The sequence below is a fragment of the Cocleimonas flava genome (assembly GCF_004339015.1).
Classification (GTDB): domain Bacteria; phylum Pseudomonadota; class Gammaproteobacteria; order Thiotrichales; family Thiotrichaceae; genus Cocleimonas; species Cocleimonas flava.
On sequence record NZ_SMFQ01000005.1, the window covers coordinates 383759 to 393417 of the forward strand.

Annotated in this window: 11 protein-coding genes; 3 read left to right on the top strand and 8 right to left on the bottom strand. The window is 41.0% G+C overall.

Annotated features, from left to right (window positions below):
- Position 1: 1 nt before the first annotated feature.
- The 6 genes from lhpI to EV695_RS18315 form a co-directional block, all read right to left on the bottom strand.
- The gene (gene lhpI / locus EV695_RS18290; RefSeq protein WP_131907454.1) at positions 2 to 976 is read right to left on the bottom strand and encodes a bifunctional Delta(1)-pyrroline-2-carboxylate/Delta(1)-piperideine-2-carboxylate reductase; all 975 of its coding nucleotides are present in this window, start codon (positions 974 to 976) and stop codon (positions 2 to 4) included.
- Positions 977 to 1147: 171 nt separating this feature from the next.
- Entirely contained in the window at positions 1148 to 2161 is a 1014-nt protein-coding gene (locus tag EV695_RS18295; protein ID WP_131907455.1) for an NAD(P)H-dependent glycerol-3-phosphate dehydrogenase, read from the bottom strand.
- Between the two features lie 73 nt (positions 2162 to 2234).
- Positions 2235 to 2771: a protein-export chaperone SecB gene (gene secB, locus EV695_RS18300; protein ID WP_131907456.1), complete on the bottom strand. Its 537-nt coding sequence runs from the start codon at positions 2769 to 2771 to the stop codon at positions 2235 to 2237.
- Positions 2764 to 3033 (bottom strand): glutaredoxin 3, encoded by a 270-nt coding sequence (gene grxC, locus EV695_RS18305; protein ID WP_131907457.1) that lies wholly within the window; start codon positions 3031 to 3033, stop codon positions 2764 to 2766. Before grxC ends, secB begins: the two co-directional genes overlap by 8 nt.
- A gap of 10 nt (positions 3034 to 3043) precedes the next feature.
- Positions 3044 to 3469, bottom strand: a complete 426-nt coding sequence (locus EV695_RS18310; protein WP_131907458.1) for a rhodanese-like domain-containing protein — start codon at positions 3467 to 3469, stop codon at positions 3044 to 3046.
- 155 nt (positions 3470 to 3624) lie between these two features.
- The gene (locus tag EV695_RS18315; protein ID WP_131907459.1) at positions 3625 to 3975 is read right to left on the bottom strand and encodes an ArsR/SmtB family transcription factor; all 351 of its coding nucleotides are present in this window, start codon (positions 3973 to 3975) and stop codon (positions 3625 to 3627) included.
- A gap of 196 nt (positions 3976 to 4171) precedes the next feature.
- Between EV695_RS18315 and EV695_RS18320 the strand changes: the two genes are divergently transcribed.
- The 3 genes from EV695_RS18320 to argS all read left to right on the top strand — a co-directional run bounded on the left by EV695_RS18320 (position 4172) and on the right by argS (position 8761).
- Positions 4172 to 5416, top strand: coding sequence for a murein hydrolase activator EnvC family protein (locus EV695_RS18320; RefSeq protein ID WP_165874756.1), 1245 nt, complete (start codon positions 4172 to 4174; stop codon positions 5414 to 5416).
- Positions 5417 to 5515: 99 nt separating this feature from the next.
- Complete coding sequence (locus EV695_RS18325; RefSeq protein ID WP_131907461.1) at positions 5516 to 6862, top strand: S41 family peptidase; 1347 nt, start codon at positions 5516 to 5518, stop codon at positions 6860 to 6862.
- A gap of 171 nt (positions 6863 to 7033) precedes the next feature.
- Complete coding sequence (argS, locus tag EV695_RS18330; protein WP_131907462.1) at positions 7034 to 8761, top strand: arginine--tRNA ligase; 1728 nt, start codon at positions 7034 to 7036, stop codon at positions 8759 to 8761.
- Between the two features lie 24 nt (positions 8762 to 8785).
- Here argS and EV695_RS18335 read toward each other — a convergent pair whose 3' ends face one another.
- Both EV695_RS18335 and EV695_RS18340 read right to left on the bottom strand, forming a co-directional pair.
- Positions 8786 to 9259 carry a GNAT family N-acetyltransferase gene (locus EV695_RS18335; RefSeq protein ID WP_131907463.1) on the bottom strand — a complete coding sequence of 158 codons (474 nt, stop codon included), beginning with the start codon at positions 9257 to 9259 and terminating at the stop codon, positions 8786 to 8788.
- A 19-nt stretch (positions 9260 to 9278) separates the two neighbouring features.
- Positions 9279 to 9659, bottom strand: a complete 381-nt coding sequence (locus EV695_RS18340; RefSeq protein ID WP_131907464.1) for a hypothetical protein — start codon at positions 9657 to 9659, stop codon at positions 9279 to 9281.

Genomic DNA, 9659 nt, shown 5'->3' on the forward strand with positions numbered 1-9659 from the left:
CTTAAGTTTCGTCTACTAAACCTTCATAAGCCAAAATAGCTGCCGCTAAATCTTCTCTTGCTGCACCCACCGATTTAAAGAGAGTGATTTGTTGATCGCTGTCTTTAAGCTGACTGCGCCCCTCGTGCTGCTTTCCACTCAATTCAGATAATTCGGCAACGACATCATTTTTATCAAACGCACCATTTTCTATGGGTTGAGTTAAATCACCCGCTTCAACGATGGCTGCCAGTCTTGTGTCGACAAAAACGGCTGATTTCTGGACCGCAGCATCATCGGTTTCACGCATATCTGGTTTAAATCCGCCTACTAAATCGAGGTGCGTACCAGGCGTTAGCCATTCACCTAAAATAATGGCTTGAGTCGACATAGTTGCACAACTGATGATATCTGCCGAAGCTGCGGAATTAGCTAAATCTACATCCGTACATACGGTTGCGGGTAATCCTTCTGCAACAAATGTGGCAACCAGCTTTTCTGCAGATTGTTGATTTCGGCTCCATACTTCGATCTGATCTATTGGTCGGACAGCACTGTGCGCATACACTAATTCACGGGCTAATCGACCAGAACCAATGAGCAATAATTTATGCGAATCTGCACGAGATAAATATCGACTGGCCAGCGCTGAAGCTGCAGCAGTGCGTCTGGCAGTTAGCTCATCCGCATCAACTTGCAGTAATGGTTCGCCTGTTTTTGCACTACTGAGTAGATAACTGCCATTCAACCCTGGAAGTCCTCGAGCGCTATTCCCGGGAAAAATAGTAACTTGTTTCACCCCAAGATACTCGCCTTCGATCCAGGCTGGTTTTAATAACAGCGAAGCGGTTGGCTCATTGAGTACGTTCAAGTCATGCTGATGACGCAAGGGCTCAATCACTTCAGAGGTGAAAACGGTATCGATGGCGTCAATCAAGTCTAGCCACGGAAGTTTTGCTTTAAGTTGCTCACTGCCAAGATAAGGTATGGAATTCATTTAAATGCTCACAAAATTTGATACAGGATATTATAGTTTATTAAATACCCCCCCCCCTACTTTGAAGGCATTTTTTTATGAGGATGAATCAGACAACAGCATACACCCAGGATTTAAATAGGGGATTCAAATAGGGCATCAAAGATAAAGAATTAGAAGTACGGTTAAAAATTAGAATTCAGGCTTCAATTCGCGCGCAAGCAATTCTTTAACAGCATCTTCTGGCGCCATATTTTCGTAAATGACTTTGTGAACGCACGCGCTAATCGGCATTTCAACTCCAGCTCGATCAGCCAACAAATGAATACTATGAGATGTCTTGGCACCTTCTACCGCTTGACCAATTTCAGCGATTGCCACATCAATATTCTTGCCTTCACCCAGCGCCAAACCCAAACGACGATTACGCGATTGATTATCTGTACAGGTCAAAACCAGATCACCCACGCCAGATAAACCCATAATAGTTTCGTTTTGCGCACCCATCTTATCCGCGAGACGCATAATTTCTGCGAGACCTCGGGTGATAATTGCCGCTCGGGCATTCGCCCCAAAGCCCAAACCATCTGAAATACCAGCAGCTATCGCTAATACATTCTTTACAGCGCCACCGAGCTCTACACCCAGTACATCATCGCTGGTGTAAACACGATAATTACCACCTTGAAAAGCCGCCGCAGTACGTTCTGCCAGAGCTACTGTAGAGGCAGCAGCAGTCATTGCTGAAGGTAAGCCTTTTGCTACTTCCGTCGCGAATGTTGGACCAGAAACCAGCCCATAATCTATTTCATCACCCAATTCTTCAATCAACACTTCATGAAGCAATTTACCGCTACCCACTTCCAAGCCTTTAGTTGCCCAAACAATAGTATGAGATTTATTGAGTTTTGGTTTGAGTTGCTTGAGTAGATCGCGGAAACCATGGCTGGGTATAACTATTAGTTGATCATCTGAATGTTGCACAAGGTCATCGATAGAATCAGTGCATCTGAGGTTATCCGGGAAAGGAATTCCTGGAAGGTATGCTGTATTTTCGCGAGCTTTGTCGCAGGCTTCGATATGCTTGGGGTCAAAACCCCAAAGAAGCACATCCAGGCCATTTCTCGCGAGTTGCAACGCCAGAGCTGTTCCCCATGAACCTGCACCGTAAACCGATATTTTCTGGGGACGCTCTGATGTTGTCATGTTTTTTACTCTTCTTAAATTTACTCTTCTAATACTTACTCTTAAACGATATATGCTTAGACAGATCGACTATTTATACTTCAGTCGTCTCTGCTGGTGCTCCACCGTTTGCTTGAGCTTCTTCTTGCTGTTTAGCAATATTTTGAGCATAAAGTGCATCAAAGTTAATTGGTGAAAGATGCATTTCAGGGAAGCTACCTTTTGATACCAAGTTTGAAATCACTTCACGTGCATAAGGGAATAAATTACTTGGACAGTAACTAGCCAATAAATGGTTTAACTGCTCAGCTGGGTAACCTTTAATAAGGAAAGCACCTGCTTGAACCACTTCTACAAGAAATGCAGTTTTACCGTCTTTACCTTTTACTGATACTGTTAAATGAAGCTCAACTTCATAGTGGTCGTCACCTAAAGGATTAACCTGAGTATTTAGATTTAGGTTTGTATCTGGCTCCCAATCCTGCGTAAAAATAGCTGGGCTATTTGGAGACTCAAATGAAATATCTTTAACGTATACACGCTCGATAATAAACTGTTGCTCTTGAGCTTCAGTATTTTGAACAGCTTCCTGTCCGTTTGCGCCGTTTTGTGAATTTGTATCTTCAGCCATCTTGTTCTATCCCTAATTTCTGATCCAGTTCGCCTTGTCGGTCGAGAGCGGCAATGTCATCATAACCACCTACGGATTCATCATTTATAAAAATCTGCGGAACGGTATTTCGCCCGCTACGTTGTTCCATTTCATCCCATAGATCGCGGTCACGACCTACGCTTATTTCGGTATATTCTACGCCTTTTTTCTTCAGTAGCGACCTTGCCCGCATACAATATGGACAAAACCGTGTGGCATACATGATTACTTCAGCAGGCATAAAATAGTAATTATCGCTTAGTTAACGGTAAGTTGGCTGATTCCCACGCCATGATACCACCAGCAAGATTCGAAACGTTTTCAAAGCCAGCTTTGGTTAATTGGTTGCATGCATTACCAGAACGACTACCACTACGGCAATAAACCAATACCGGTGATTGTTTACTCTTGTTTAACTCACCAATTTTTTGAGGTAATTGAGATAAAGTAATATGTCTGGCGCCTTTAATCATTCCTGACGTTATTTCTTTATCTTCACGAACATCAACAACCACAGCGTCATCTTTATTTAATAACATTACGGCTTCATTCACGTTAACTTGCTTATATTTTCTTGTAGCACGTGATATTTCAATTTTGATGATAAAAAACAATACGGCAATAAAACCCAATATAGGCAACGGGTTATTGCTAGCGAAATCAATATATTCTTGCATGAATTTTCTTTAGAAATGAATAAAAAGGGTAAGATAACCGCACTAGAGCTTTGCGTAAAGCTCTAATACTGTTTTTTCAGACTGAAGAGTCAGTCTAGTAGAATTATACAGGGCAACACGTCCTAATTTTAGGACGTAAAATACGCATATTGCGTTTAATGCGTACTACAAAAAACTTCTTGCATCATGCCGATAAGCTTCAGCGTACGAGCATCGCCTACACGATAAAATACTCGATTCGCTTCTTTTCTTGAAGCAAGTATTCCTTTGTCACGTAAAATAGCTAAATGCTGTGAAATATTGCTTTGTGAAGTGCCGACACTTTCGACAATATCCTGAACACTGACTTCATTTTCACCAAGTACACACAAAATTTTCAAACGTAAAGGGTGTGAAATAGCTTTAAGTGAACGCGATGCTGTTTCAACGTCCTCTTCTCTGACTAAAAGGTCACTGACAAGTGTGCAATTTTCATCTGCGCCTTGAGCAATTTTAGGACTATTCATATATTATATTAACTCGGTAGATGGGTTATATTCGTTATTCAATATATTATAAAACAACGATACTATAATATACTCCGACTGCATTTATATCAAGCCGATTATAATTTACGTTAAAGCTTAAAAGTTCGTTTATGAACTGATAAAATCTCGACAAATGGGGCTAAAAATTACAACAATCAAATCTAAAACCGTGTCCGTGAAATTAAATGTTTTCACAACACTTGTGTGTGGCCTGTTACTTATAACGCCTTTAACTAAAAGCTTTGCAGAAACATCTGGGCAAAAACGCAGTAATATCCAGAATAAAATATCGAGCGCAAACAAATCACTAAAGAAGGAGCGTAGTAAATCTCAAAAACTCGCTCAAAAAGTGACTATTACCGAAGACAAGCTCAATGAGATTTCCAAAAGACTCCACAATACCGAGACTAAAATTAATACATTAACGACCAATCTAAATAAGTCTAATGAAAAGAAACGGAAATTATTGATACAGACCAATCAACAAAAAGATGCCCTCGCACAGCAAATGCAGGCTTTGTATACATCGGGCAAGCAGTCACATTTGCGCTTATTGCTAAAACAGGATAACCCTTCAGATATTAGTAGGACGATAAAGTACTACGAATATATGAACAAACACCGCTTAAAGAAAATAACAGGCATTCAGAAACAGCTTGATGAAGTAAAACTAATTCAAGATCAGATAAATACTGATACTAAGACCTTAAATGAATTGCTAGCCAAACAAAGCTCTAGAAAAACGCTATTGAAAAAGACAGTGGCAGAACATGAGTCGGCTCTTAAGAAGCAAAAGAGAGTTGTCTACTCGCAAGAACAAAAATTATCAAAGCTGCGAAAAGAAGAATCACGCCTGAAAGGAGTGATAGAAAGACTCGCTCAAAAAAGAAAAAAAGAAGAAGCAGAACAAAAAAGACAGGAACAACAGAAAAAGTTAGCTAGCCAGAAAAAAACGCCCAAGGCTACTCCCAAAGCAACACAACCTAAGAACACAGGTACTGCAGTCAGCAGACGTTATGTACCTAATAAACCGTTTTCTTCTTTGAAAGGAAGACTTTCATGGCCTGTCAAAGGGCGGCTCACACAAAAATACGGCAGCAATAGAAACACCAAACAAAAATGGAAAGGTGTCGTCATTTCTGCTCCTGCTGGGTCGAATGTATATGCTATTGCACGCGGCAAAGTAGAATACAGCGGCAGACTCAAAGGATATGGCTACCTTGTTATTATTCGTCATGACAAAAATTATCGAAGCTTATATGCCTACAACCGAAGTGTTTATAAGAAAGAAGGGCAAATTGTTAAAGCCGGAGAAGTTATCGCCGCTGTAGGAAATTCTGGCAGCCAAACTAATTCTGGTCTTTATTTTGAGATACGCCGTGGCACAACCCATCATAATCCAGCACAATGGTGCAGATAAGCATTAAAAAATAAGCATTTAGGTAACTGCTTATTTAGTGACAATATCGCTACTATTAGGGTAATATCGGGTCATCTTACCTGTATATTAGAGAGTAGTATGCCCTTGAAAAAATCACTAACAACCGGCGTCATTTCTGGCGTTGCAATTGGGCTCGCTGTCTCTTTTAGCATCAACGCGTTTGCTTTAAAACCAAGCTCACAAACGCTCCCCCTTGCGCAACTAAAAAAGTTTTCGGAAGTCTATGCCCGAATCAAAAACGATTATGTTGAAGAGGTGGACGACAAGAAACTCATCACTGATGCGATCAGTGGCATGCTATCAGGGCTTGACCCCCACTCTGCTTACCTTGATGAGGAAGCTTTTACAGAATTGCGTGTGGGTACTTCGGGTGAATTTGGAGGCTTAGGCATTGAAGTTGGCATGGAGAATGGCTTCGTTAAAGTCATCGCTCCGATCGACGACACACCTGCCAAGAAAGCAGGTTTAAAATCGGGTGATTTGATTATTCGTTTAGGCGACACATCGGTTAAAGGATTAACACTTAACGATGCCGTTAAAATAATGCGCGGCAAACCCGGGGAACCTATTGATCTATTGATTACCCGAGAAGGTAAATCCAAACCCTTTAAAATCACCATCGTTCGTGATGTGATTAAAGTAAAAAGTGTTAAAAAGAGAATTCTGGAAAAAGACTACGGATATCTTCGTATTTCCAGCTTCCAATCTAAAACCACAGATAACACTAAAAAGGCTGTTGAAGACCTACTGAAAGAAAATAAAGCATCACTTAAAGGACTTGTTCTAGACCTAAGAGATAACCCTGGCGGTGTTTTAAATGGAGCTGTTGGCGTATCTGACGTTTTCTTGAGCGAAGGCAACATTGTCTACACCGAAGGCCGTGTTGATGACGCCCTGATGCGCTATAACGCAACACCTGATGATTTACTCGAAGGCGCGCCTCTTGTTGTACTTGTTAATCAGGGATCAGCCTCCGCCTCTGAAATTGTTGCTGGCGCCTTACAAGATCATAAGCGAGCATTGATCATTGGCACCAAAACATTTGGTAAAGGATCTGTTCAAACAGTACTCCCTCTGGATGAAAAGACCGGCGTAAAGCTCACCACAGCACGTTATTTCACACCATCAGGAAGATCAATACAAGCAAAAGGCATTGAGCCAGACATTACCGTCGAAGAGCTTGAATTCAAGAATAAAGATGAAAATACTGATGATGAGATTTCCCCTCTTTCAGAGGCTGATTTAAGTGGTCACATCTCCAATCCGAATGGAGAAAAGAAACCAGAAACGACTAAAGAAGATATAACCGAAACAGACAAAAAATCAGAGAAGAAATTAGTTGAAACTGATTTTCAACTCTATGAAGCCCTTAATTTACTGAAAAGTATGAATCTGATTCAGGAAATGAATTTAAAGAAAGGGTAATTGCATCTGGCATTAGCAAACTCTTTACGGAGTAAAGGGTGACTAAACGCATAGTCACCCCCCTACTTTGAGGCACTTTTTTAGGGAAGACCAAATATTAATTAGTCTTACACTTAAAGTTTTCGCTAAAGAGTAAGGCATCTATCATTTTTTGCGGTAGAATCCCCGCCCATGAATATTCGCACACAACTTGAAACAATAATCACTCAGGCATTGGCCGATGCTGGCGCGCTTAACGATGCTCCTGCCGTTGTAAAAACTTCCTCTCGACCAGAGTTTGGTGACTACCAGGCAAATGGCATAATGGGCGCAGCAAAAGCACTCAAAATGAATCCCAGAGAATTTGCCGCCAGAGTTTTAGAAAACCTTGATCTATCGACCTATGCGGATAAGCTGGAAATAGCTGGTCCTGGATTTATCAATATTCATTTAAAGAACGAGTGGCTGCAACAACAAGTAGAAAAAACGCTCGAGTCAGATAGATTAAATATTGAGAAAGCAGAACACCCTGAAACCGTAGTCATCGATTACTCTGCGCCGAATCTAGCCAAAGAAATGCATGTGGGCCATTTGCGCTCTACAATCATTGGTGATGCTATCGCGCGCGTTTTAGAGTTTACTGGGCACAAAGTCATTCGCCAAAATCATGTCGGCGACTGGGGCACTCAATTTGGCATGTTGCTCACATACATGGGCGAGTTAAAACAACAAGACAAAGAAATCACCTTGCAATTAGCCGATTTAGAAAAGTTTTATCAAGCTGCAAAAGTGCGCTTTGATGAAGATCCTGATTTCGCTAAACAAGCAAGGGATAACGTAGTTAAACTGCAAGCAGGTGACCCAGAGTTTCTAGCTTTATGGAAACAGTTCATTGATACCTCCCTCACTCATTGTGATGAAATCTATAAAATTCTGAACGTGTTACTAACACGTGAAGATGTAATGCCAGAAAGTGCCTACAACGACGACTTGGCCAATGTTATTAGCGACCTGAAAACAAAAGGGCTATTAACTGAAGACCAAGGCGCGCAATGCGTTTTTCTCGAAGAATTTAAAGGTAAAGATGACTCTATCATCCCGATGATTGTGCAAAAATCTGATGGTGGTTATTTATACGCAACCACAGATTTAGCTGCACTTCGCTATCGTAATGATACGTTGAAGATGACACGTGGTCTGTATCTTGTCGACGCACGCCAAAGTCTGCATCTCAGACAAGTATTTGCTGTCGGTAAAAAAGCTGGATTTGTAAAAGAAGAAACTAGCCTCGAACACATGGCATTCGGCACCATGATGGGTAAAGACGGCACACCATTTAAAACTAGAACTGGTGGCACCGTGAAGCTTATTGACTTACTCAATGAAGCCCAGCAGCGCGCGCTTGATCTTGTTACGAAAAAGAACCCTGACTTAGAGCAGGAAAGTCGTGAAAGCATCGCCAAGACTGTTGGCATTGGCGCAGTAAAATACGCAGACTTGAGCAAGAACCGGACGTCTGACTATATTTTCAACTGGGATACCATGCTCAGTTTTGAAGGAAATACAGCCCCCTATTTACAGTACGCCTATGCGCGAATTCAAAGCATATTCCGTAAAGCTGGTGCAATTGATACATCTGCAAAAATCATTATTGAAGAGCCTGCAGAACGTCAGTTGGCAAGCAAGCTATTACAACTTTCAGAAGCTATTGAAGCAGTAGCCAAAGATGGCACGCCTAATATTCTGTGTAATTATCTTTATGAGTTATCTGGAAACTTCATGACTTTTTATGAAGCTTGCCCAATTATGAAAGCCGATGAAAACATCAAACAAAGCCGCTTAAAGTTATCTCAACTTACCGCTAATACACTGAAAACTGGATTGGACTTGCTGGGTATTGATGTAATGGAACGAATGTAACGTATTCGTAGATTGACTGAAGCATTAATCCTCAATCATTAATTTAAAGCCTTCGTGCGAGGCTTTAAATCCAAGATCATTATAAAACCGGATAGCATCAGAACGCTGTTTGTTTGAGGTTAACTGAACAATATTACACCCCCGTACTTTGGCGCGTTTTATTGACCATTCGAAAAGCTGCTTACCATAACCTTTGCTTCGATGATCCTTATGCACTCGCACACCTTCGATCAAGCAACGCCATGAGCCTTTATAAGTGAGATAAGGAATGTAAGTTAGTTGTAGCATGCCTATAATATAAGTTTCAGAATTTTCCGACCTTTCCGCCACTATCAGCTCATTATTAGGATCATCGCTAATGACTTTTAACGCATCGATGTAAGCTTGATTAACTGGTGTAGATGAATCCTCTCGATCTGCACCAAGCTGATCATCAGCCAGCATTTCTATTAGCTTACTCAGATCTCCTTCTTCTGCATTTCTATAAATTAAATTCATTTTCGGCTCTATTTTGGCTTTAGCAGGATTTAAGTTTAACCGCAGCGGATAGCTTTTCTTCTGAAATAGGGAAACTCAGTGCTTCACTAATATCATAGCGAGCCTGCAATTTAGCTAATTGGCTTTCGTGTTCTTTATCATAGAAAATGACCACTCTAATACCATTATGTCTTTGAACAACAGACATCATGGATTCTAATGAGCTGGTTCGATCACGAAAGTCTGATTGATAATTAAATTCGGCGACGATTACAGTAGGGACTTTTTTCTTAAGCAGCTTTAGCACTTTTCGCATACTGGTTTCGGTAATGACTTCAAAACCTAAGCCTTGATACAATTCAGTGAAATTTGGGTATCCCCCTATTTCACTGACTGCTAACAACAATGGAGATTCTCTCAC

What these genes read in the sequence shown, in the direction of transcription:
- lhpI (WP_131907454.1), bottom strand. Translation starts at nt 976, where the DNA reads ATGAATTCCATACCTTATCTTGGCAGTGAGCAACTTAAAGCAAAACTT.
- EV695_RS18315 (WP_131907459.1), bottom strand. Translation starts at nt 3,975, where the DNA reads ATGAATAGTCCTAAAATTGCTCAAGGCGCAGATGAAAATTGCACACTT.
- EV695_RS18325 (WP_131907461.1), top strand. Translation starts at nt 5,516, where the DNA reads ATGCCCTTGAAAAAATCACTAACAACCGGCGTCATTTCTGGCGTTGCA.
- grxC (WP_131907457.1), bottom strand. Translation starts at nt 3,033, where the DNA reads ATGCCTGCTGAAGTAATCATGTATGCCACACGGTTTTGTCCATATTGT.
- EV695_RS18310 (WP_131907458.1), bottom strand. Translation starts at nt 3,469, where the DNA reads ATGCAAGAATATATTGATTTCGCTAGCAATAACCCGTTGCCTATATTG.
- EV695_RS18295 (WP_131907455.1), bottom strand. Translation starts at nt 2,161, where the DNA reads ATGACAACATCAGAGCGTCCCCAGAAAATATCGGTTTACGGTGCAGGT.
- argS (WP_131907462.1), top strand. Translation starts at nt 7,034, where the DNA reads ATGAATATTCGCACACAACTTGAAACAATAATCACTCAGGCATTGGCC.
- EV695_RS18335 (WP_131907463.1), bottom strand. Translation starts at nt 9,259, where the DNA reads ATGAATTTAATTTATAGAAATGCAGAAGAAGGAGATCTGAGTAAGCTA.
- secB (WP_131907456.1), bottom strand. Translation starts at nt 2,771, where the DNA reads ATGGCTGAAGATACAAATTCACAAAACGGCGCAAACGGACAGGAAGCT.